The organism is Bacillus sp. B1-WWTP-T-0.5-Post-4 (assembly GCF_009183795.1).
Taxonomy (GTDB): Bacteria; Bacillota; Bacilli; order Bacillales; family Bacillaceae_G; genus Bacillus_A; species Bacillus_A cereus.
In genome coordinates, this window is the sequence record NZ_WEIJ01000007.1 from 1 (window position 1) to 21,533 (window position 21,533).

Genomic DNA, 21,533 nt, shown 5'->3' on the forward strand with positions numbered 1-21,533 from the left:
AGATTTCCCATAGCGTAAGCTAGTAAGATCCCTGAAAGATGATCAGGTTGATAGGTTCGAGGTGGAAGCATGGTGACATGTGGAGCTGACGAATACTAATAGATCGAGGACTTAACCATATAATATGTAGCAAATGTTATCTAGTTTTGAAAGAATATAAAAAACTTATTGACTTTCGAGGTCAAATGAGTTAAAATGATTCTTGTCTTAAATGAATACAGTCTGGTAATGATGGCAGAGAGGTCACACCCGTTCCCATACCGAACACGGAAGTTAAGCTCTCTAGCGCCGATGGTAGTTGGGACCTTGTCCCTGTGAGAGTAGGACGTTGCCAGGCAAAATGGAGGATTAGCTCAGCTGGGAGAGCACCTGCCTTACAAGCAGGGGGTCGGCGGTTCGATCCCGTCATCCTCCACCATATATGTCGGAGGGGTAGCGAAGTGGCTAAACGCGGCGGACTGTAAATCCGCTCCTTCGGGTTCGGCAGTTCGAATCTGCCCCCCTCCACCATTCTTAATTAATGGGCTATAGCCAAGCGGTAAGGCAACGGACTTTGACTCCGTCATGCGCTGGTTCGAATCCAGCTAGCCCAGCCATTAAGAGCCATTAGCTCAGTTGGTAGAGCATCTGACTTTTAATCAGAGGGTCGAAGGTTCGAGTCCTTCATGGCTCACCATTTTAATGAAATATGCGGGTGTGGCGGAATTGGCAGACGCACTAGACTTAGGATCTAGCGCCTTTGGCGTGGGGGTTCGACTCCCTTCACCCGCACTTTTAATAAAATAACTCATACATGTCTTGCGGAAGTAGTTCAGTGGTAGAATACAACCTTGCCAAGGTTGGGGTCGCGGGTTCGAATCCCGTCTTCCGCTCCAATTTTCAATATGACATGCCGGGGTGGCGGAACAGGCAGACGCACAGGACTTAAAATCCTGCGGTGGGTGACCACCGTGCGGGTTCGACCCCCGCCCTCGGCACCATATGCGCCCGTAGCTCAATTGGATAGAGCGTTTGACTACGGATCAAGAGGTTAGGGGTTCGACTCCTCTCGGGCGCGCTTTTATTAACGGGAAGTGGCTCAGCTTGGTAGAGCACCTGGTTTGGGACCAGGGGGTCGCAGGTTCAAATCCTGTCTTCCCGATATTCCCAAAAAACATGGGGCCTTAGCTCAGCTGGGAGAGCGCCTGCCTTGCACGCAGGAGGTCAGCGGTTCGATCCCGCTAGGCTCCACTTTATTTAATATATGTCTCGGAGGTATACCCAAGTTCGGCTGAAGGGATCGGTCTTGAAAACCGACAGGCGGTGAGAATCGCGCGGGGGTTCGAATCCCTCTACCTCCTCCATTTTTTCTTTAATGGTTTAGACATATAATAATAAAATATTTATTTTTTTCCTTCATGGAGGTATACCCAAGTTCGGCTGAAGGGATCGGTCTTGAAAACCGACAGGCGGCGAGAGTCGCGCGGGGGTTCGAATCCCTCTACCTCCTCCATTTTTTAAAACTTTATATTGTCGCGGGGTGGAGCAGCACGGTAGCTCGTCGGGCTCATAACCCGAAGGTCGCAGGTTCAAATCCTGTCCCCGCAACCAAATGGTCCCGTGGTGTAGTGGTTAACATGCCTGCCTGTCACGCAGGAGATCGCCGGTTCGACCCCGGTCGGGACCGCCATTTATGTTGGCTCGGTAGCTCAGTCGGTAGAGCAGAGGACTGAAAATCCTCGTGTCGGCGGTTCGATTCCGTCCCGAGCCACCATTTTTTTATGCCGGCTTAGCTCAATTGGTAGAGCAACTGACTTGTAATCAGTAGGTTGGGGGTTCAAGTCCTCTAGCCGGCATCATTTAGGGGCATAGTTTAAAGGTAGAACTGAGGTCTCCAAAACCTCCAGTGTGGGTTCGATTCCTACTGCCCCTGTAAAGTATATGGGCCTATAGCTCAGCTGGTTAGAGCGCACGCCTGATAAGCGTGAGGTCGATGGTTCGAGTCCATTTAGGCCCACCATATATTATTCCGCAGTAGCTCAGTGGTAGAGCTATCGGCTGTTAACCGATCGGTCGTAGGTTCGAGTCCTACCTGCGGAGCCATGGCCCGTTGGTCAAGTGGTTAAGACACCGCCCTTTCACGGCGGTAACACGGGTTCGAATCCCGTACGGGTCATACAAAAAAGAGTCAGCATTATGCTGACTCTTTTTTATTTTGTTAATCCTTTTTATTACGTTACTTTCCAGAAATAAATAAAGGAATTTTGGAAAAGCTATGGTATGTATAAAAAGGAGGAAATCATAATGACACGAGTTAGAGACTTAATGAGTACCCATATTGTACATTGTACACCGCTAGACAATGTATATGAGGCAGCTGTTAAAATGAAGGAAGAATCAGTTGGATTAATTCCTGTTGTTGAAAATGAGCAAGTTGTTGGGCTTGTTACTGATCGTGATTTAGTCGTTCGAGGGATTGCTGAAAAACATCCTGGATCTAATAAAATTACAAATGTAATGACAACAAATATTATCTCAGTTTCTCCAAATGATTCTATTGAAAAAGCTACAGAGCTAATGGCACAGCATCAAATTAGACGATTACCAGTAGTTGATAGTGGTCAACTTATTGGCATGTTAGCACTAGGAGATTTAGCTATAAGGGAATCAGCAGATGATCAAGCTGGATTTGCCTTGAGCGAAATCTCAGAGCATACAGAGTAAATTGAAACTTTAATTAACCGAGAGTCTAATGGTCACTCATAAAGAGCTAAATTATATATAAAGTTCAGATACATTATTCTAGCATATATGGATTAAACTAATATGTTAGCGTGATGTATCTGAGACATTATATAATAAGGATACGGTTAATAATTTCGACAGTTTTTTTTAATTTGTTATTCTTCATTTTTAATAAGAGAAAAGATGATATACTGATAGATATAAGTATTATGAGGGATTTTGAATATAACAATATTAATTTTTAGTGGTGCGATAATAAATTAATATTTCCTACATAGATGAAAAGGGAAGGGGAATTATATGAAGGCTGTACAGGGCGATCCAAATTGGAATTTGGTTACAGATACATATATAGAACCAAATAATTTCGCTGAATTATTTTCTTTGCTTGTACCTTGTCACCCAAAAGGTGAGGGGAAAGAACGAACTATATTAGTATGGAAAGAAAAAGAATTTTATAAAGAAGAAAATTTAGCGGCATTTATCGTATATGGCATGAATAAAGCAAAGAAATTACCGCAGTTTCATAAAGATGAAATTCCAACTTTAGTGCGTATTCTTCGCTTATGCCAAGAGATTGGTTGGTATGAAGAGGCAAATGATTTTATGATAGCGCAAGGATTAGCTGAGTTTGTTCATACTTCATTGGAATATGAAACATGGGATCTTTTGACACAATCAGTTGCTTTAAATTATTTAATTATTAAATATCGTATAGGTGAATTGATAGATAGGGATATTGAAATTTGGGATAGAGTTAAATTTAATGAGAAGTGTATAACCGATTGTAAACATTTATTATCTCATAAAGAAGTATTGGAATTTACATTCTTTTATATGTGCAAGAGAGCGAAATCATTATCAAAAGAGCAATTAAATAGTGATATGATGAGTTTAGCAATGTATTGTAATACTTTTGTATATGATTTGTATACACATGATTTATTACGGAAATATCGTAAGTGTACAGATTTCCTATCATATTATGGACCTAGTCAGGCAGTTTTAGCATGTCAAAGAGCTGTATTATCTCAAATTTCCGATCGCTTAGACCCATTAAAGACAACGCATGTAGATGATTATTTATATGTGATGAAAGAAATGATGGAGCATATGACGATAGGAGTAATGGATCGATACGGTCATTTTATTGGAAAGCTACTATCTTATGTGCCATTTTTCGAAATGATACAAGTTCCACAGCATGCATATTATTGTGAAGAATTACTGTATATTTGTAAGGGCATTGAATATAAAGAAGAAATACTACGCAATTATATATTTATACAATTACATGATTGTTTACCATCATTCTTTAGGCTATTTCTTAAAAATAAGCGTTACGCAACGATTCATGATATTCTTTTCTATTGGTGCGATGACGAACAAAGAATGAGCTTAGAGAAAAAATATAATCTGAGCTTTATTTATGAAAAATATGCTTGTGGATAAACAATATTTCCGATATGAAAAATTAATATAAATTAAAAAGGATCTCCAGTTTATGTGAGATCCTTTTTTGTTAGTAAAACAAGGAGAAAGTGATTAAGACAAGAAACAACATTCCATATAGGAGAAGTTGTTCAGTATAACTTCCTTGTATACCAAAAAAAGTATTGGCTTTCTTATACAAATTCAATATGTATTTTATTGGAGTATCTTTGAAAGATTGGTACACAGTGTCTCCTCTTTCTAAGCTTCTTGTTCTTGTTTTTGTTTATAAGGGACATTAATATATCTAGCTACAAATAATAAAACAGCCATAAAGAATACTGGAAATACAGTAGATAAATAAAAGCCATTACTAATTATATTTGTTATGAGAGCACTCAAAAGAAAAATAGCATTATAAATATGGGCAATTTTTTGTTTTAGTTGCACTTGAAATGATTCCATCATAATTTCTAATGCAACAAAAGCAATAATAATAGATAAAAATACAATGTTTGTATTGTAAATGATTAAACAGCAGATTAAACCTAAAAAGGCTACGTATTCAATTATAAGAGGTATATTGCGTGGCATACAATTTACCTAACTAAATATGGCAGTGGATTTACTGCATTTGTTTTTTCAAAATTCCATTCTCCATTATGTAATTCAAAATGAAGATGTTGCCCGTATGAATGACCTGTGTTTCCCATATGACCTATTAATTGTCCAGTTTGTACTTGATCACCAGCTTGTACAGTGCGATCCTTCATATGAGCATAAACAGTTGTATATAATTTCCCATTGATTTGATGCGCAATGAAAACAACATTGCCATAGCTAGCTGAATAATAAGATTTCACAACTTTACCTGCAGCAGCAGCTTGGATAGAGACGTTTCCTGGAGCGGCAATATCTATACCATAATGCATTTGTTCCCAGCGTATATCAAAGGTTGAGCTAATTCTTCCTTGAGCAGGGAATTTGAAAGCAGCTGGAATTGATGAAGGTTGATCTGTTTTAGCTTGTGGTTGATTTTGTACTACATAGTGTTTTGCTACATATCCGTATCCTGTGCCAAAACGAATTTTATACCAAGTTCCTACAGTTTCTACTACTTGTACTTGTGTACCGTTTTGTAATGAACCGAGTAGAGCGCTACTTGTACTAGCGTTGCTACGTACATTTAGATTAGGTGTTGCAACAGTATATTTTGTATTATTTTGAACGGTGATTCCTTTTACTAAGGGTTGTGAACCATTAGAGATGAATGCTTTTTGTACGTAACCTGTTTGGCCATTATGCGATATTTTATACCATTCGCCTTGATCTTCTTGAACGGTAATAAACTTGCCATTTGGTAATACATCTAAAATGGAAGATTCTAAATTAGGTTCAGAGCGAACGTTTAATGCATTAGCATTAACGATGTATTGATCATTAGAATGAAGTTTGCTTTTTAGTAAAATAGCATCTTTTTGTACATAACCTACTTTATTATGAACAGATACTTTATACCACTCATTAGTTGTTTCAAGGATGTTCACTTTTGTATTAAAGCGAATTGTATCAATTGATGTGCTTTTTACGTTATCTTCTGTATGTAATGCTACTTGATCGACTTTGACATACCCAGTTTTAATATTAGATAATTGTTCAGCGTTTGCTTTTTGTACATTTGTTTCACCCATAGAAGGAAGTAAAGAAGCAATCGCTACAGTAGTTGCTGTTAAAGCAGCAGCTTTCATATTCATGGAATAGAGACCTCCTCTAGTTGTATAGTTGTAATTTTATTATAGTATAAAGATATAATATAGTGGGTGTATTCACATAAATGTAATATGAAATCAATATAAAAATAAATTTTTTGAGGATAATGATTCCTTTTTATACAATTAATTGGGGTTTTATTTTCTAAAATAGAATGTATGTATTGTATAACTTTGATATTTTGTTAATAATTAAGAAAATTAAAAAAGTTGATGATGTCTTATTAGGGTGTTATACTGACAGTGATAATTTTATAGTTTGCTAGGAGAGCTGGTGTTGCCAGCTGAGAGTAGGCCGTAAGCCTTTGATCCTTTTTATTACCTGATCTAGATTATGCTAGCGTAGGGAAGCAATTCGGACACTAACAATGAGTCCCCGTTTCTTTGCGTATAGAAACGGGGCTTTTTTATTTGAAAATTTCATATTGAAACCACTAGGGGTGCTTGATTTGCTGAGAGAGGAATAATCCTTAACCCTTACAACACCTGATCTAGGTAATACTAGCGAAGGGAAGTGGAACATCGAATAAATGTATAACTTTATTTGCTGTAACCACTTCTTATATATAGAAGTGGTTTTTTATTTAGATACATATATTGAAAGGGGATAGAGAAATGAAATTTTGCGATAGATTATTAGAAACTGTGCAACCGGTTTGGGAGATGAGTCATAATCATCCGTTTGTAGTGGGTATGGGAGATGGCACGTTAGAAAAAGATAAATTCCAGTATTATATTATTCAAGATTATTTATATCTGCTAGATTATGCAAAGTTATATGCGATTGGAGTTGTAAAAGCAACGAATCCACAAGTAATGGGAAAGTTCGCTGAACAAATTGATGGAATATTAAATGGCGAAATGACAATCCATAAACAATATGCAAAAAGACTTGGAATTTCTATAGAGGAGATAGAGTCTGCGAAACCATCTGCTAAAAATTTAGCTTATACAAATTACATGATGTCTGTATCTCAAAATGGCACACTTGCGGAATTAATAGCAGCGCTTCTTCCATGTATGTGGAGCTATTGGGAAATTGGAAAGCGTTTAAATGATATTCCTGGAGCAAGAGATCATGAGTTTTTTGGTGAGTGGATTCAAGGATATAGTTCGGAAGAATACGGTAATCTTTGTATTTGGTTAATAGATTTATTAAATAAAATGGCAGTTGGAAAGTCTGAGACAGAACTAGAAAGATTAGAGGAGATTTTCTTATATTCCAGTCGATTTGAATATTTATTCTGGGATATGTCCTATCGTAAGGAGATGTGGGGATTTGAGGAGCAAGAACATACTACAGTTTCATAATGTTTCTTTTCATTACGATGAGAAACCAATCATCCATGAATTAAATGCTTCTATACATGAGAAAGAGTTTGTCAGTATTATCGGACCGAGTGGATGTGGGAAAAGTACTTTATTTCGCCTTATTACAGGTCTAGAAAAGGTAAGTACTGGACAGATAGAACTGACAGAAACAAAGCACCATCCTGTAGGATATATGCCGCAAAAAGATATGCTTTTGCCGTGGAGAACAATTATTGAGAATGCTGCCCTGCCGCTAGAGTGCCAAGGTGTACAGAAGAAAGAAGCACAAGTAAAGGCAAAGGAACTGTTACATAAATTTGGTTTGCAAGGGTATGAGAAAAAATATCCGAAAGATTTATCTGGTGGTATGAGACAACGTGTATCTTTTATTCGAACTTTATTAACAGGCGGGGAAATATTGCTGTTAGATGAACCATTTAGTGCGTTGGATGCTTTAACGAAGACCTCTTTGCAAGAATGGTTGTTTGAACAATGGCAAGAGTGGGAAAAAACAATTTTATTCATTACTCATGATGTTGAAGAAGCGTTATTTCTTTCAAACCGAGTTTTAGTAGTGGAACAGCAGCCGATAACGACTTTGACTGAGCGGACTGTACCGCTTGATCATAACAGAACACGAAAAGATTTATATAAACCGGAAGTATTAGCGCTGAAAGATGAGCTTCTTAGTATGTTACAAAGGCAGGTACTTGTGTGATGAACCGATTGAAAGAATTAGTTCCTGCTATTACACTTTCTAGTATTTTACTAGCTGTGTGGGAAATAGGAGCAAGAATTGTAGATGAGATGTACATTTTACCGTCACCTTCTGCGATTGTAATGAAGATATGGAAACTAAAAGACATATTATTTACAGTTCATTTACCTGCAACGTTATACGTCGTTTTAATAGGTGTTGTTATCTCTATCGTATTAGGTGTAGGGCTAGCGATGTTAATGAATGCGAGTACATGGATGGAGAGAGCATTTTATCCATTATTAGTTGCTTCACAAACGATTCCGATTACTGCGCTTGCTCCGCTATTTGTTTTATGGTTTGGATACACAATTTGGAGTAAGGTTGTTGTCACAGTTTTAATTACGTTTTTCCCAATTGCGGTCAATACGTATGATGGACTGCGTAGTACGAAAAAAGAATGGGAGGAGCTCTTAGTTACATATGGAGCAACAAAAAGAGATATTTTTCTTAAATTAAAGTTGCCGTCTGCTCTTCCTTATTTTTTCTCAGCTTTAAAAATTGCAGTTCCGCTTAGTGTTATCGGAGCAGCAATTGGAGAATGGCTCGGTGCACAAGCTGGGCTTGGATATTTCAGTAAGAGAATGATGACGCAGTTAGATGGAGCTGGCGTATTTGCACCTATTGTATTGTTATCATTATTAGCTATTTTCTTCGTCGTAATTATTTCCATATTAGAAAAGAAATTCATTAGTTGGAGGAAGTATTCATGAAATTTTTAAAGCGCATCTTTGTGTTTACATTATTAATTGCAATAATTGCAGGATGTTCGAGTAATTCAGCATCAGACAAAAGTAAAAAAGAGAAAGAAATAACAGTCATGTTAGATTGGTATCCAAATGCGGTACATAGCTTTATCTATGCAGCAATTGAAAAAGGATACTTTAAAGAAGAAGGTGTAAAGGTAAATATTAAATTCCCTTCTAATCCGACTGATCCATTAACGCTGGCAGCAGCAGGGAAGGTGACAGTTGGCTTGTATTATCAGCCAGATGTTGTTATGGCGAGAGCGAATGAGCAAATTCCAGTGAAATCAATTGGAGCTGTCGTACGTTCACCATTAAATCATGTTGTATCACTGAAATCAGCGGGCATTCAATCACCGAAAGATTTAGAAGGAAAAACAGTAGGATACTCTGGAACACCTTTAAGTGAGATGTATTTAAAAACGATGGTAAAAGAAGCTGGTGGTAATCCTGATACAGTGAAAGTAGTTGATGTTGGCTTTGATTTAGTACCAGCATTAATTACGAAGAAAGTAGATGCGGTGACAGGGGCATATATTAACCATGAAGTACCTGTTATGCGTCATGAAGGCCATGAACCAGCGTACTTTAATCCAGCTGATTACGGAGTACCAAACTACCATGAGCTTGTGTTTGTAACAGGTGATAAAACGTTGAAAAAAGATAAAGAAGCGTTGCAAGCTTTCTTACGTGGTACGAAAAAAGGCTATGATTTCATGAAGAAAAACCCAGATGAAGCATTGAATATTTTATTAAATCATCAAGAAAAAGAAAACTTCCCACTTGTGCCAGAAGTTGAAAAGGAAAGTATGAAAATTTTATTAGAGAAGATGGAAACGAAAGATGAGCCATTTTTATCAGATTCAAAAGAATCTTGGGAGAAACAAAATAAGTGGCTGAAGGACAAAGGAATGACGAAAGAAACCGTCCCAGCCGATGAACTATTCGAAAATATTTTAAAGTAGGCGAATGAATATGAAAAATGAGCTCCACGTAATCTCAAATGGCCATATGCCATTCGAAGAGTTAGTGAATGTAGCGATGCAAATTGAGAGTGAGATTGATTATTTGCATATTCGTGAGCGTGAGAAGAGTACGAAGGAATTATATGAAGGTGTGGAAAGTCTATTAATGGAGGGCTTTCCGGCTTCTAAAATTGTCATAAACGATCGAATTGATATTGCAATTTTATTAAATATTCCTCGTGTTCAACTAGGATATCGAAGTACAGATGTAAAGTCAGTGAAAGAAAAGTTTTCGTATTTGCATGTCGGTTATTCTGTGCATTCGCTAGATGAAGCAATAGTAGCTTTTAAAAATGGAGCGGATTCACTCGTTTATGGCCATGTATTTCCGACAGATTGTAAAAAAGGTGTGCCAGCGAGAGGGCTTGAAGAAATTTCAGACATTGCAAGGTGTTTATCTATACCGATTACAGCAATTGGAGGAATTACCCCAGAAAACACAGTGGATGTTCTTACTAACGGTGTAAGCGGTATAGCAGTTATGTCTGGAATTGTAAGTAGTAGTAACCCGTATAGCAAAGCGAAATCTTATAAGGAATCAATAAGAAAGTGGGCGGAAAAACATGTGTGAGAAGTATGATGTAGCGATTATTGGTGGTGGTGTAATTGGTAGTTCAATTGCACATTTTCTAGCAGAAAGAGGACATAAAGTAGCGATTGTGGAGAAGCAAAGTATTGCATCGGAAGCTTCAAAAGCAGCTGCTGGTTTACTTGGTGTTCAGGCAGAATGGGATGCGTATGATCCGCTATTTGAACTTGCTAGAGAAAGCCGAGCTATATTTCCACAACTTGCAGCAGTTTTACGTGAAAAGACGGGTGTTGATATTGGATATGAAGAAAAAGGAATTTATCGTATTGCTCAAAATGAAGATGAGAAGGAAAGAATTCTTCACATTATGGATTGGCAGCAGAAAACAGGTGAAGATTCTTATTTTCTAACGGGAGACCATGTGCGGGAAAAAGAGCCATATCTATCCGAATCTATTATAGGAGCAGTATATTATCCGAAAGACGGTCATGTTATTGCACCAGAGCTTACGAAAGCATTCGCACATTCTGCAGCGATTTCCGGTGCTGATATATATGAACAGACAGAAGTATTTGATATCCGTATTGAAAATAATAAAGTGACTGGAGTTATTACAAGTGAAGGTATTGTCACATGTGAGAAAGTCGTTATTGCAGGAGGTTCATGGAGCACGAAGTTACTCAGTTATTTTCACCGCGATTGGGGTACATATCCAGTTAAAGGAGAAGTGGTTGCGGTAAGAAGTAGAAAACAACTTTTAAAAGCACCTATTTTTCAAGAAAGATTTTACATTACTCCAAAGCGCGGTGGACGTTACGTAATTGGGGCAACAATGAAGCCACATACGTTCAATAAAACTGTGCAGCCAGAAAGTATAACTTCTATATTAGAGCGTGCTTATACAATATTGCCAGCTTTAAAAGAAGCAGAATGGGAAAGCACGTGGGCAGGATTAAGACCACAATCGAATCATGAAGCTCCTTATATGGGAGAGCATGAAGAAATAAAAGGTTTATATGCTTGCACGGGCCATTATCGAAACGGTATTTTATTAAGTCCTATTTCTGGCCAATATATGGCTGATTTAATAGAAGGAAAGCAAGAGAATCATTTGCTAGATTCATTGCTTTCTAGAAGAGTTTAGAAAGGGGATGGAAGTTTGAATTTAAAAATTAATGGTAACCAAATTGAAGTGCCAGCGAGTGTAAAAACAGTAGCTGAGCTACTTACACATTTAGAGCTAGATAACAGAATTGTTGTAGTAGAGCGTAATAAAGATATTTTACAAAAAGATGATCATACAGATACATCTGTTTTTGATGGAGACCAAATTGAGATTGTAACTTTCGTAGGAGGCGGTTGATTATGTTAAACATTGGACCATTTTCATTTCATTCTAGACTTTTATTAGGAACAGGTAAATTCCCTGATTTTGACGTACAGCAAAAGGCAATTGACGTTTCTGAAGCTGAAATTTTAACGTTTGCAGTACGTCGTATGGATATCTTTGATGCAAAGCAACCTAATTTATTAGAGAAACTTGATGTGAAAAAATATACGTTATTACCAAATACAGCAGGAGCAAAAAACGCTGAAGAGGCTGTTCGTATTGCAAAATTAGCAAAAGCTTCTGGGCTTTGTGACATGATAAAGGTAGAAGTTATTGGTGATGATAGAACGTTATTACCTGATCCGGTAGAAACATTAAAGGCATCTGAAATGTTACTGGAAGAAGGATTTATCGTACTTCCGTATACATCTGATGATGTTGTATTAGCACGTAAATTACAAGAGCTTGGCGTGCATGCGATTATGCCAGGATCATCTCCAATCGGATCAGGACTTGGTATTGTAAATCCATTAAATTTGAGCTTCATTATTGAACAAGCGACAGTACCAGTTATCGTTGATGCCGGTATTGGTAGCCCAGCTGATGCGGCATTTGCAATGGAATTAGGAGCAGATGGCGTGTTATTAAATACAGCTGTATCAGGAGCAAAAGATCCTATTAAAATGGCACAAGCAATGAAATTAAGTATTGAAGCAGGCCGTTTAGGATTTGAAGCAGGTCGCATTGCACGTAAGCGTTGTGCAACTGCAAGTAGTCCTTTAGAAGGAATGAGCGTAGTTGAATAATCGATATTCTCGCCAAGAACTATTTTCTCCAATTGGAGAAGAAGGACAGCAAAAGATAAGAGAAAAGCATGTGCTTATTATCGGTGCAGGTGCATTAGGTAGTGCAAATGCAGAGATGTTTGTAAGAGCAGGTGTTGGCAAGATAACAATTGTTGACCGTGATTATGTAGATTGGAGTAATTTACAAAGACAACAATTGTATGCAGAGAGCGACGTAAAGAATAATCTTCCAAAAGCTATAGCGGCTAAAAAACGTTTAGAAGAGATTAATAGTGATGTAACAATAGAAGCTCTCGTTCAAGATGTAACAGCTGAAGAGCTAGAAGAACTTGTTATAAATGTTGATGTAATTATTGATGCGACTGATAATTTCGAAACGCGCTTTATTGTAAATGATATATCACAAAAATATTCTATTCCATGGATTTACGGTGCATGTGTAGGTAGTTACGGTCTTTCTTACACAATCCTTCCTAGTAAAACACCATGTTTATCATGTTTATTACAGTCGATTCCGCTTGGCGGGGCAACATGTGATACAGCGGGTATTATATCACCTGCTGTATCTCTTGTCGTTTCTCATCAAGTAACAGAAGCTCTTAAACTGTTAGTAGAAGATTACGAATCACTTCGAGATGGGCTTGTATCGTTTGATATGTGGAAGAATGAGTATTCATGTATGAATGTGCAAAAACTTCGCCAGCATAATTGTCCTTCATGCGGAGAGAATGCATTATATCCGTATTTAAATAAAGAAAACACATCAAAAACAGCAGTTTTATGCGGGCGAAATACAGTTCAAATTAGACCACCTCATAAAGATGAAATGAATTTTGAACAATATAAAGAGTTGTTGGAAGGTCGTGTAAATGATTTAAATATAAATCCATATTTACTATCATTTTCTGTTGAAGACAAGAGGTTAGTAGCCTTTAAAGATGGCCGTGTGCTCGTACATGGAACGAAAGATATAAGCGAAGCAAAAACGATTTATCATCGCTATTTTGGATAGAAAAGGATGAGTGGGATGAAAGTGAATAAAGCTTTAACAATTGCAGGGTCTGATAGCGGCGGCGGTGCTGGAATTCAGGCAGATTTAAAAACATTCCAAGAGCTTGGTGTATACGGAATGACGGCTATTACGGCAATTACTGCTCAAAACACGCTTGGCGTTCAAGGGGTATATCCTGTTCCATTAGAAGGTATTACAGAACAGCTGAATTCAATTGGTACGGATGTAACACCAGATGCAGTGAAACTAGGAATGTTATTTAGTAGTGAAATAATTCAAATTGTTGCAGAACAAATTAAAAAGTTTGGCTGGAATAATATTGTGCTAGATCCCGTTATGATTGCAAAAGGCGGTGCATCATTATTACAGCAAGAAGCAGTTCAAGCATTAAAAGAATATTTATTACCAGTAGCAACTGTTATAACACCGAATGTCCCAGAAGCAGAAGTGTTAACTGGGATGGAGATTCATAATGTTGAAGATAGTAAGGAAGCTGCAAAAATATTGCATGAATTAGGTGCTAAATATGTGCTTATGAAGGGCGGACATGCAGAATATCAAGGGAATGAAGTAATTGATTTCCTCTTTGATGGAGAAAAATTTATTGAGTTTAGAAGCGAGCGAATTCCTTCAAAGCAAACGCATGGAAGTGGGTGTACATTTGCTTCAGCGGTTACAGCAGGACTTGCGAAAGGATACTCAATTGAAGATGCTGTTCAAGAAGCAAAACGATTTATTAGTATAGCAATTGAAGAGCCATTGAATATTGGTAGTGGTCATGGACCGACGAATCATTTTGCGTATAAAGTGAATAGAACGCGTGTATAGATAAGTGAAAAGCCAGTTTTATAACTGGCTTTTTTTCTGTTTACTTTTTCAAAATACAGGAGTAATATATCAGCCAGAATACATTTTTTTGTAAACGCTGAGTCCAATTATATGGAGCGGAGGAACCAATTTGTGCAGTGTCACTAGGGGTGAATCTTTCAAGTTTGAAAGTAGGGCTACTCTCAAAGTCCGAATCCGACAGCTAACTTCGTAAGCGTCTTGAGAGAGGACGGTGCCATGATGGATACATCACTTCATCGATCTGATTAGTATAGGGGAATATCAATCTATGTTTGATTTCTTTTATACTAAGGAGGATGAGGTACATGGAACTAACACTTATTTGTGTTGGAGAAGAAAGTAAGGTAAATAGTTTAAGAGATTTAGTATCATTTCAACATGAGTTAATTATTTTTACAGCAAATGAAGAGATAGCGGCTGAAGTTAGGAATTGTGGGTTTGATTGGACTTATAGCTGCAGTAAGGAGCAGGACTTTACTAGTATTTGTGAGTGTATTAAGAAGGTGATTCTACTAGGGGATGAGCTTCCAATCGTTAGTTTTTTCACAGAACACATTCGCTTTTCTTTTCAAGCACCTATTACTGTTGTTACAAGGAATAAACGATATCCAGCGAGGCTCTATGAAACAATTGGAGCTAAGTTTGTCGTGTTTACAAATTGTGATAATATTTCTTTTTTATTTTTTGAATAGGGCGGGGGAAGAAATGATGAAGGTACTATTACTTGGAGATATAGCAAATCGTTGGGCAGTATCGGTAGAGCGAGTTCAAGAATTGGTTCAGATCGATCCCCTTTTTCCAGGGCCGTATATTATATTACCATCAAAAGATGCTTTGTATTTAGAGGTAGATATTACCGAGTATGAGCAGCTACATGCAGAATTGACACAAGTTTATATTCGCGGGAGAAATTTACGTGCATTTTTACGAGGAGAATAAAGGTTGAATAAAAAAGAGCGAATGCTGAGTGCAACAAGCTATGCACTTCATGTCATTCGCTCTTTTTATTTCATATTTAAAAGGTCATTTTTAAGAAAAGAGAAGAGAAATAAAGAAAATAGATGAAATAATAGTAATAATCTTCAATGTAAGCGTTTAAATGAATGTAAATATTATTATTTTCAGTAATTTACTCCTTTACAAGTGAAATATAGAGGAGTATATTTACTCTCATAAATCATTCATAAAATTTCCAAAAAAACCTAAAATCGCTGAGTTCCAGAAATGGAGCGGGGGAACCAATTTTGTGCATCGTCACTTGGGGTGAATCTTTCAGTTTTGAAAGTAGGGCTACTCTTTAGGCCCGAATCCGACAGCTAACCTCGTAAGCGTTTAGAGAGGAGGTTTACTTTTTGTTGTTCATTTTTTGAACACTGAGTAGAGCTCAGTGTTCTTTTTTAATATTTAAATGGTAAATTTTAACAAAAATCAAAGCGAGGGATAGCTATGTTAGATGTTGTAATGGTCGGGATTTTTATTTTATTAGTTGCATCAATGGCAAGTCTTGCAAGTTGGTCAGATAAAGTTGTGAAAGAAGGAAAGCAATCATGATGATTGTCTTATCGGTTATTGTCGCAGCAATTACAGTGTATTTAGTGTATGCATTATTAAATCCAGAGAAGTTTTAATTAGGGGGAATCATTCATTATGATTTGGGTTGCAGTCATTATTACAATGCTCTTGTTTATTTTAGTAGCAAAGCCAACGGGGGTTTATTTAGAAAAAGCTTTTCAAGGTAGCAAAACGCTAGATAAAGTATTTGGGCCTTTTGAAAAACTTATTTTTAAAATTACGGGTGTAAAAGAATACAATCAAACGTGGAAACAGTACGCATTATCATTAGTTTTACTCAACGGATTTATGATTGTTGTTGTATATTTCATTTTCAGATTACAAGGTGTGCTGCCGCTAAATCCAGCGCATATTGAAGGGATGGAGCCTACGCTCGCTTTTAATACAGCGATTAGTTTTATGGCTGATACAAATTTACAGCATTATAGCGGTGAAAATGGTTTATCCTATTTATCACAATTAATCGGGATTACATTTTTAATGTTTGCGGCACCAGCAACGACATTAGCGCTCGTTATGGCTTTTATAAGAGGACTTGCTGGAAAAGAACTTGGTAACTTTTTCGTTGATTTTACGAGAGCGTTAACGAGAGTGTTTCTTCCTATTGCATTTATTGCGGCACTAGTTTTTGTCGCACTTGGCGTACCGCAAACGTTAGATGGGGCGGTTACAGCACAAACGATTGATGGGGCAAAGCAAAGTATATTACGTGGACCTGTTGCATCATTTGTTTCCATAAAGGAACTTGGAAATAACGGCGGTGGATTTTTCGGAGCGAACTCTACGCATCCTTTTGAAAATCCAGGACAAATGAGTAATATTTTGCAAATGATGCTTATGATGTTATTACCAACAGCACTTCCATTTACGTACGGACGAATGGTAGGAAATAAAAAACAAGGTCGCATCCTTTTCGTATCACTTTTTATGGTGTTTTTACTAGGATTTATAACGATTACGACATCTGAACTAAATGGGAATCCGGCATTAAATGGAATGGGTATCGAACATGTACAAGGAAGTACAGAAGGGAAAGAAGTACGATTTGGAACAGTATTTTCTTCACTATACGCAACGGTAACGACAGCTGCTGAAACAGGCGCTGTTAATACGATGCATGATACGTTAACACCAATTGGCGGTTTAGTTCCGCTTGTAAATATGATGTTAAATACTGTGTATGGCGGCGTTGGAGCAGGTTTTGTAAACATTATTATGTATGCAATTATCGCGGTGTTTATATCTGGGTTAATGGTTGGACGGACACCAGAGTTTTTAGGTAAAAAGATTGAAGGTAAGGAAATGAAATTAATCGCGGTCACGATTTTATTTCATCCATTGCTCATTTTAGGATTTTCGGCATTAGCTCTTTCAACAAATTTAGGGACGGATGCTATTTCTCATTCCGGTTTCCACGGTTTGACGCAAGTGGTATATGAATATACATCGTCAGCTGCGAATAACGGATCTGGATTTGAAGGATTAGGAGATAATACACCGTTTTGGAATATTACGACTGGTTTAGTTATGTTTTTAGGACGTTACTTCAGTTTAATTACGATGCTAGCTGTGGCAGCTTCATTGAAAGAAAAAACGGTAGTGCCAGAAACAGTCGGAACGTTCCGTACAGATAATAGTTTATTTGGTGGCATCTTCATCGGAACAATTGTAATTGTCGGTGCATTAACATTCTTCCCAATGTTAGTACTCGGTCCAATTGCAGAATTTCTTACATTGAAGTAATGGAGGGTAAATGATGAGACCGGTAGTAGTAAAAGAAAAACAATTAAATGAGTCCCAAATACATGCTGTAGAAGATGAAGTTAGACAAGCGAAAACGATGGATCGTGATATCGTAACACATGCGATGAAGCAATCCGTTGCGAAATTGAATCCGAAGGTCATGATAAAGAATCCGATTATGTTCGTTGTGGAAATTGGATTTATCATTACGTTCATTTTATCTTTTCTTCCAAGCAGTTCTAGTAGTATACCAGGATGGTTTAATATAACAGTTTCTCTCATTCTATTATTTACAGTTTTATTTGCGAATTTTGCAGAAGCATTAGCAGAAGGTCGTGGTAAAGCGCAAGCCGATTCTTTAAAGCAGTCGAAGAAAGATGTGTTTGCAAATGTAGTAAAAGAAAATGGAGACATTGTCCAAGTTTCAGCAACTGATCTTAGAAAAGGTGACGTTGTTATCGTAAAACAAGGAGAAATGATTCCAAGTGATGGCGAAGTAATCAAAGGATTAGCATCTGTAGATGAATCTGCAATTACAGGTGAATCAGCTCCTGTTATAAAAGAAGCAGGCGGTGATTTTTGTTCCGTAACAGGTGGAACGATGGTCGTAAGTGATGAAATTACAATTGTCATTACGAGTAATCCTGGTGAATCATTTATCGATAAAATGATTTCTTTAGTAGAAGGAGCTGCTCGTCAAAAAACGCCGAATGAGATTGCTTTAAATACAGTATTAACGAGCTTAACTCTTATTTTCTTGATCGTCGTTGTGACGTTGCCGATTTTTACAAATTATTTAGGTTTTCAAATTGATACTGCTGTACTTGTAGCGTTGTTAGTATGTTTAATTCCAACGACAATTGGTGGTTTGCTATCAGCGATTGGTATTGCTGGGATGGACCGGGTAACAAAATTTAACGTGTTAGCGATGTCAGGGAAAGCAGTAGAAGCTGCTGGCGATATTAATACAATTATTTTAGATAAAACAGGTACAATTACTTTTGGGAACCGAATGGCTCATACATTATTACCTGTAGGAAATGAAACGATTGAGCAAGTTGGAAAGTGGGCCGCTATTAGTTCTGTTTTAGATGAAACACCAGAAGGTCGATCTGTTATCGAGTATGTGCAGGGAAAATCTATATCATATAATAGAGAACTTGCAGAACAAGGTGAGTTTGTTCCGTTTAAAGCAGAAACGAGAATGAGTGGTGTTGATTTACAAGACGGAACGAAAGTGAGAAAAGGTGCTGTAGGTGCCGTTATTGAATGGGTTGAGTCACAAGGCGGAACAATTCCGAAAGATGTAAATCAAAAAGCTGACTTAATTTCAAAAGAGGGCGGAACACCACTTGTAGTTGCAGTAGATAATCGTATTTATGGCTTAATTTATTTAAAGGATACAGTAAAACCGGGTATGCGTAATCGTTTTGAACAGTTGCGCCAAATGGGGATTAAAACGGTTATGTGTACAGGTGATAATCCGTTAACAGCAGCAACGATTGCAAAAGAAGCTGGAGTAGATGAATTCGTTGCCGAGTGTAAACCGGAAGATAAAATTGCTGTTATTAAAGCAGAGCAAGATAAAGGGAAACTTGTAGCGATGACAGGTGATGGTACAAATGATGCTCCAGCATTAGCACAGGCGGACGTTGGATTAGCGATGAACAGTGGTACGACAGCAGCGAAAGAAGCGGCGAACATGATTGATCTAGACTCAAATCCAACGAAAATTATTGAGGTTGTAGGAATCGGTAAGCAATTGTTAATGACGCGAGGTGCTTTAACGACGTTTAGTATTGCGAATGATATAGCGAAATATTTTGCAATCATTCCAGCAATGTTTACACTTGCGATTCCGCAAATGGAAGCATTAAACATTATGAAACTAACATCACCACTGTCAGCAATTTTATCAGCATTAATATTTAACGCTGTTATTATTCCATTACTCATTCCGTTAGCGATGAAAGGTATTGCATATAAACCGATGAGTTCTAATGCATTGCTTAGCCGAAACTTACTTATTTATGGGCTTGGCGGAGTTATCGTTCCGTTCATTGGAATTAAGGTAATTGATATGATTGTCGGCTTGTTTATATAAGGAAGAGGGGAAAAAGATGGAGAAGAAACAAAGTATACTATCACCAATTATCCGTATTACTTTTACATTTCTAGTGTTGTGTGGACTTGTATACCCACTTATTGTTACTGGTATTGCACAAGCAGTAATGAAGGATAACGCGGATGGAAGTCTAATATATAATGATAAAAATGAAGTGATTGGTTCTAAATTAATTGGTCAAAACTTCACGGATCCACGTTATTTTCAAGGGCGTGTTTCTAGTATTGAATATAAGGCTGAAGCATCTGGTTCAAATAACTATGCACCATCTAATCCAGATTTAGCAAAGCGAGTAGAGAAAAGTATTGCGGACTGGAAGGAAAAAAATCCAGCTGTTCCGGTTACAGAAATACCAATAGATTTAGTGACAAATTCAGGTTCAGGGCTTGATCCTGATATTAGTCCAAAGGCGGCCTCGGTGCAGGTGGATCGCATCTCGAAATTAACGAATATTCCGAAAGAAAAACTTAATCAATTGATTAAAGATCAAACAGAAGGTGCTGCGCTTGGTTTATTTGGAGAGACCCGCGTAAACGTCTTAAAGCTAAATTTGGCGTTACAGAAATTAATGAAATAGTAACAGTGCTACCTCAATCTAATGGATTGAGGTAGCGTTGTTTCGAATGAAAGGTAGTGTTTATTTTGTATGCAGATGATTATGAACCGAAGTTTCAAAGGCGAACGCCAGAGGAATATTTAGAATATATTCGGCAACAAAATCGGGGAAAGTTAAAGTTATATGTAGGAGCAGCTCCAGGCGTAGGAAAAAGTTATAAAATGCTCTTTGATGCAAGGGAAATGAAAAAAGATGGAATTGATATTGTAATTGGTTTAATTGAAACGCATGGAAGAAAAGAGACGGAAGAAGCAATTGCTGATTTAGAAAAAGTTCCTTTGAAAGAAATACAGTATAAAGGAAAGGTATTTTATGAGCTTGATGTGGAAGGAATAAAAAAACGCGCGCCGCAAGTAGTTGTAGTGGATGAACTTGCGCATAGTAATGTTCCTGGTTCTAAACATAAGAAACGTTATATGGATGTGCAGGAATTGTTAGAGGCTGGTATATCGGTATTATCAGCTTTTAATATTCAACATTTAGAAAGTGTTCATGATATTGTAGCTCAAATTACGAATGTAAAAGTAAGAGAACGAATTCCAGATTTTATTTTACAAAAAGCAAATGAAATTCAGCTCGTTGATGCAACGCCCGAGGTATTAAGGAAGAGACTAATAGACGGAAAGATATATAAAGAAGAAAAAATTCAGCAAAGCTTACAAAACTTCTTTACACTTAATAATTTAGGAGCACTTAGGGAATTATCACTTCGAGAAGTTGCGGATGATATGGACGAGAAAATTAGCCAAACAGTAATAGAACCGATTGGCGTAAAAGAAAAAATTCTCGTTTGTGTACAATACAGTTCAACAGCGGAGAAATTAATACGACGGGGATGGCGCATGGCTGATCGGTTAAATGCTGAATTGTACGTATTAAACGTTGAGAGGGAAAATATAGATTCTATTTCAGCTGGAAAAAAGCAGACGATCGAAGAGTGGAAGGCGCTCACGAATCAATTTGATGCAAGTTTTGTATTAGAAGAAGCAAAGGGAAGGAAGCCAGCGGATGTTATTATTGAAGTCGCGAAAAGATTGCAAGTAACACAAATTTTACTTGGACAATCGGCTAGAACAAGGTGGGAAGAAATACGAAAAGGCTCTATTGTAAATGAAATTATGAGACAAACAAAGTATATTGATATTCATATTGTTGCGGATCAAAGAGGATAAATAGAGCCGACCTTTT

23 protein-coding genes, 20 tRNA genes, 2 rRNA genes and 4 riboswitches are annotated in these 21,533 nt (G+C 37.4%); of the genes, 43 read left to right on the forward strand and 2 right to left on the reverse strand.

All coding sequences use genetic code 11. From position 1 onward, the window contains the following. The 24 genes from GBN91_RS20185 to GBN91_RS20300 form a co-directional block, all read left to right on the forward strand. A 23S ribosomal RNA gene (locus GBN91_RS20185) occupies positions 1-119 on the forward strand; the annotation flags it as partial. Positions 120-221: 102 nt separating this feature from the next. Beyond that, a 5S ribosomal RNA gene (rrf, locus tag GBN91_RS20190) occupies positions 222-337 on the forward strand. A 5-nt stretch (positions 338-342) separates the two neighbouring features. Next, a tRNA-Val gene (locus GBN91_RS20195) sits at positions 343-418 on the forward strand. An 8-nt stretch (positions 419-426) separates the two neighbouring features. Further along, positions 427-510, forward strand: a tRNA-Tyr gene (locus GBN91_RS20200). Between the two features lie 11 nt (positions 511-521). Then, positions 522-596: transfer RNA gene (locus tag GBN91_RS20205), tRNA-Gln, on the forward strand. Between the two features lie 4 nt (positions 597-600). Next, positions 601-676: transfer RNA gene (locus tag GBN91_RS20210), tRNA-Lys, on the forward strand. A gap of 14 nt (positions 677-690) precedes the next feature. Continuing rightward, a tRNA-Leu gene (locus GBN91_RS20215) sits at positions 691-771 on the forward strand. Between the two features lie 29 nt (positions 772-800). Then, positions 801-875: transfer RNA gene (locus GBN91_RS20220), tRNA-Gly, on the forward strand. A gap of 16 nt (positions 876-891) precedes the next feature. Continuing rightward, positions 892-980, forward strand: a tRNA-Leu gene (locus GBN91_RS20225). Between the two features lie 3 nt (positions 981-983). After that, positions 984-1,057 (forward strand) — tRNA-Arg (locus GBN91_RS20230). Positions 1,058-1,067: 10 nt separating this feature from the next. Continuing rightward, positions 1,068-1,141, forward strand: a tRNA-Pro gene (locus GBN91_RS20235). A 16-nt stretch (positions 1,142-1,157) separates the two neighbouring features. Further along, a tRNA-Ala gene (locus GBN91_RS20240) sits at positions 1,158-1,230 on the forward strand. A gap of 20 nt (positions 1,231-1,250) precedes the next feature. Further along, positions 1,251-1,343 (forward strand) — tRNA-Ser (locus tag GBN91_RS20245). 56 nt (positions 1,344-1,399) lie between these two features. After that, positions 1,400-1,492: transfer RNA gene (locus tag GBN91_RS20250), tRNA-Ser, on the forward strand. A 21-nt stretch (positions 1,493-1,513) separates the two neighbouring features. Then, positions 1,514-1,590, forward strand: a tRNA-Met gene (locus GBN91_RS20255). Positions 1,591-1,593: 3 nt separating this feature from the next. Beyond that, a tRNA-Asp gene (locus GBN91_RS20260) sits at positions 1,594-1,669 on the forward strand. An 8-nt stretch (positions 1,670-1,677) separates the two neighbouring features. Continuing rightward, positions 1,678-1,753 (forward strand) — tRNA-Phe (locus tag GBN91_RS20265). A gap of 9 nt (positions 1,754-1,762) precedes the next feature. Continuing rightward, a tRNA-Thr gene (locus GBN91_RS20270) sits at positions 1,763-1,835 on the forward strand. Positions 1,836-1,841: 6 nt separating this feature from the next. Then, positions 1,842-1,912, forward strand: a tRNA-Trp gene (locus tag GBN91_RS20275). A gap of 10 nt (positions 1,913-1,922) precedes the next feature. Next, positions 1,923-1,999: transfer RNA gene (locus tag GBN91_RS20280), tRNA-Ile, on the forward strand. Between the two features lie 8 nt (positions 2,000-2,007). After that, positions 2,008-2,082 (forward strand) — tRNA-Asn (locus tag GBN91_RS20285). 1 nt (position 2,083) lies between these two features. After that, positions 2,084-2,155: transfer RNA gene (locus GBN91_RS20290), tRNA-Glu, on the forward strand. Positions 2,156-2,283: 128 nt separating this feature from the next. Further along, positions 2,284-2,703, forward strand: coding sequence for a CBS domain-containing protein (locus tag GBN91_RS20295; protein ID WP_000199010.1), 420 nt, complete (start codon positions 2,284-2,286; stop codon positions 2,701-2,703). A 321-nt stretch (positions 2,704-3,024) separates the two neighbouring features. Continuing rightward, complete coding sequence (locus GBN91_RS20300) at positions 3,025-4,176, forward strand: DUF3965 domain-containing protein (RefSeq protein ID WP_044796297.1); 1,152 nt, start codon at positions 3,025-3,027, stop codon at positions 4,174-4,176. Between the two features lie 240 nt (positions 4,177-4,416). On the opposite strand, the gene GBN91_RS20305 is transcribed toward GBN91_RS20300, so the two are convergent. Further along, complete coding sequence (locus tag GBN91_RS20305; RefSeq protein WP_001137821.1) at positions 4,417-4,749, reverse strand: hypothetical protein; 333 nt, start codon at positions 4,747-4,749, stop codon at positions 4,417-4,419. Between the two features lie 5 nt (positions 4,750-4,754). After that, positions 4,755-5,909 (reverse strand): SH3 domain-containing protein, encoded by a 1,155-nt coding sequence (locus GBN91_RS20310; RefSeq protein ID WP_152122111.1) that lies wholly within the window; start codon positions 5,907-5,909, stop codon positions 4,755-4,757. A gap of 269 nt (positions 5,910-6,178) precedes the next feature. Next, positions 6,179-6,290: riboswitch (TPP riboswitch) on the forward strand. A gap of 60 nt (positions 6,291-6,350) precedes the next feature. After that, positions 6,351-6,454, forward strand: a riboswitch (TPP riboswitch). 85 nt (positions 6,455-6,539) lie between these two features. Here GBN91_RS20310 and tenA point away from each other — a divergent pair. The 19 genes from tenA to kdpDN all read left to right on the forward strand — a co-directional run bounded on the left by tenA (position 6,540) and on the right by kdpDN (position 21,517). Continuing rightward, positions 6,540-7,235, forward strand: a complete 696-nt coding sequence (tenA, locus tag GBN91_RS20315; RefSeq protein ID WP_000666830.1) for a thiaminase II — start codon at positions 6,540-6,542, stop codon at positions 7,233-7,235. Next, positions 7,204-7,953: an ABC transporter ATP-binding protein gene (locus GBN91_RS20320; protein WP_001256793.1), complete on the forward strand. Its 750-nt coding sequence runs from the start codon at positions 7,204-7,206 to the stop codon at positions 7,951-7,953. The genes tenA and GBN91_RS20320 overlap by 32 nt, the downstream gene beginning before the upstream one ends. Further along, positions 7,953-8,705: an ABC transporter permease gene (locus GBN91_RS20325; RefSeq protein WP_001080856.1), complete on the forward strand. Its 753-nt coding sequence runs from the start codon at positions 7,953-7,955 to the stop codon at positions 8,703-8,705. The genes GBN91_RS20320 and GBN91_RS20325 overlap by 1 nt, the downstream gene beginning before the upstream one ends. After that, positions 8,702-9,703 carry an ABC transporter substrate-binding protein gene (locus GBN91_RS20330; protein ID WP_000670416.1) on the forward strand — a complete coding sequence of 334 codons (1,002 nt, stop codon included), beginning with the start codon at positions 8,702-8,704 and terminating at the stop codon, positions 9,701-9,703. Before GBN91_RS20325 ends, GBN91_RS20330 begins: the two co-directional genes overlap by 4 nt. A 10-nt stretch (positions 9,704-9,713) precedes the next feature. Beyond that, a complete protein-coding gene (tenI, locus tag GBN91_RS20335; protein ID WP_000787170.1) occupies positions 9,714-10,334 on the forward strand; it encodes a thiazole tautomerase TenI in 621 nt (206 codons plus the stop codon). Further along, positions 10,327-11,436 (forward strand): glycine oxidase ThiO, encoded by a 1,110-nt coding sequence (gene thiO, locus GBN91_RS20340; RefSeq protein ID WP_000333287.1) that lies wholly within the window; start codon positions 10,327-10,329, stop codon positions 11,434-11,436. Before tenI ends, thiO begins: the two co-directional genes overlap by 8 nt. A gap of 15 nt (positions 11,437-11,451) precedes the next feature. After that, positions 11,452-11,655, forward strand: coding sequence for a sulfur carrier protein ThiS (gene thiS, locus GBN91_RS20345; RefSeq protein WP_001049502.1), 204 nt, complete (start codon positions 11,452-11,454; stop codon positions 11,653-11,655). A 2-nt stretch (positions 11,656-11,657) separates the two neighbouring features. Further along, positions 11,658-12,428, forward strand: a complete 771-nt coding sequence (gene thiG / locus GBN91_RS20350; protein WP_152122113.1) for a thiazole synthase — start codon at positions 11,658-11,660, stop codon at positions 12,426-12,428. Then, positions 12,421-13,440, forward strand: a complete 1,020-nt coding sequence (thiF, locus tag GBN91_RS20355; protein WP_001065417.1) for a thiazole biosynthesis adenylyltransferase ThiF — start codon at positions 12,421-12,423, stop codon at positions 13,438-13,440. Before thiG ends, thiF begins: the two co-directional genes overlap by 8 nt. A 15-nt stretch (positions 13,441-13,455) precedes the next feature. Then, a complete protein-coding gene (thiD, locus tag GBN91_RS20360; protein WP_000867387.1) occupies positions 13,456-14,268 on the forward strand; it encodes a bifunctional hydroxymethylpyrimidine kinase/phosphomethylpyrimidine kinase in 813 nt (270 codons plus the stop codon). An 85-nt stretch (positions 14,269-14,353) separates the two neighbouring features. Then, a riboswitch (cyclic di-AMP (ydaO/yuaA leader) is annotated at positions 14,354-14,501 on the forward strand. A 93-nt stretch (positions 14,502-14,594) separates the two neighbouring features. After that, positions 14,595-14,981, forward strand: coding sequence for a hypothetical protein (locus GBN91_RS20365; protein WP_000424090.1), 387 nt, complete (start codon positions 14,595-14,597; stop codon positions 14,979-14,981). Between the two features lie 13 nt (positions 14,982-14,994). Then, positions 14,995-15,228, forward strand: a complete 234-nt coding sequence (locus GBN91_RS20370) for a hypothetical protein (RefSeq protein WP_001985933.1) — start codon at positions 14,995-14,997, stop codon at positions 15,226-15,228. A 3-nt stretch (positions 15,229-15,231) separates the two neighbouring features. After that, positions 15,232-15,354: a hypothetical protein gene (locus GBN91_RS29485; protein ID WP_001034421.1), complete on the forward strand. Its 123-nt coding sequence runs from the start codon at positions 15,232-15,234 to the stop codon at positions 15,352-15,354. A gap of 134 nt (positions 15,355-15,488) precedes the next feature. Beyond that, positions 15,489-15,634, forward strand: a riboswitch (cyclic di-AMP (ydaO/yuaA leader). A gap of 101 nt (positions 15,635-15,735) precedes the next feature. Continuing rightward, on the forward strand, positions 15,736-15,840 hold the full coding sequence (locus GBN91_RS20375; protein WP_000887894.1) for a SipW-dependent-type signal peptide-containing protein: 105 nt from the start codon (positions 15,736-15,738) through the stop codon (positions 15,838-15,840). Beyond that, positions 15,840-15,917, forward strand: a complete 78-nt coding sequence (kdpF, locus tag GBN91_RS20380; RefSeq protein ID WP_223153441.1) for a K(+)-transporting ATPase subunit F — start codon at positions 15,840-15,842, stop codon at positions 15,915-15,917. Before GBN91_RS20375 ends, kdpF begins: the two co-directional genes overlap by 1 nt. Before the next feature lie 19 nt (positions 15,918-15,936). Beyond that, a complete protein-coding gene (kdpA, locus tag GBN91_RS20385; protein ID WP_006914749.1) occupies positions 15,937-17,604 on the forward strand; it encodes a potassium-transporting ATPase subunit KdpA in 1,668 nt (555 codons plus the stop codon). Positions 17,605-17,617: 13 nt separating this feature from the next. Beyond that, on the forward strand, positions 17,618-19,708 hold the full coding sequence (gene kdpB, locus GBN91_RS20390) for a potassium-transporting ATPase subunit KdpB (protein WP_152122115.1): 2,091 nt from the start codon (positions 17,618-17,620) through the stop codon (positions 19,706-19,708). Positions 19,709-19,724: 16 nt separating this feature from the next. Further along, entirely contained in the window at positions 19,725-20,306 is a 582-nt protein-coding gene (kdpC, locus tag GBN91_RS20395; protein WP_000412594.1) for a K(+)-transporting ATPase subunit C, read from the forward strand. 56 nt (positions 20,307-20,362) lie between these two features. Further along, complete coding sequence (gene kdpDN, locus GBN91_RS20400; RefSeq protein ID WP_074619043.1) at positions 20,363-21,517, forward strand: KdpD-like non-kinase potassium sensor; 1,155 nt, start codon at positions 20,363-20,365, stop codon at positions 21,515-21,517. The last annotated feature ends 16 nt before the right edge of the window (positions 21,518-21,533 follow it).